This window comes from Mesorhizobium sp. M7A.F.Ca.CA.001.08.2.1 (assembly GCF_003998455.1).
GTDB lineage: Bacteria > Pseudomonadota > Alphaproteobacteria > Rhizobiales > Rhizobiaceae > Mesorhizobium > Mesorhizobium ciceri.
On sequence record NZ_RZPW01001461.1, the window covers coordinates 1 to 465 of the forward strand.

The window sequence follows — 465 nt, forward strand, 5'->3', positions numbered from 1 at the left end:
GCATATGAGGTTCTGAGCGATGTCGGATGCAACCAGCAAGGCTATTGACCGCGCCATGGGGGCGCTTGTCGGCGGAGCGCTGGGCGATGCGCTCGGCATGCCGACGCAGCTTCTGTCGCCGGTTCGCATTGCCGAACTCTACGGCCATGTCGAGGATTTCATCGAGCCTTTCCCGGATCATCCGGTGTCGAAGGGACTGGCCGCCGGCACCATCACCGACGATACCGAGCAGGCGTTGCTGCTCGGCCGCATCCTGGTCGAATCCGGCGACCGTTTCGACCACGCGCGCTGGGTCAATGCGCTGCTCGACTGGGAACGCGAGGTTAAGGCGCGTGGCAGCTATGACCTTTTGGGGCCATCGACCAAACGCGCAATCGATGCCATCAACAATGGTGTGCCGGCTGAGGAAGCGGGGCGCAGCGGCGACACCAATGGTGCGGCGATGCGTATCGCGCCGGTCGGCAT

General features: G+C 63.9%; 1 protein-coding gene. It reads left to right on the forward strand.

Features of this window, described 5'->3' with window-relative positions; genetic code table 11:
- Positions 1 to 19 precede the first annotated feature (19 nt).
- On the forward strand, positions 20 to 465 hold a 446-nt coding region (locus tag EN914_RS37980; protein WP_206527364.1), incomplete at its 3' end, for an ADP-ribosylglycohydrolase family protein.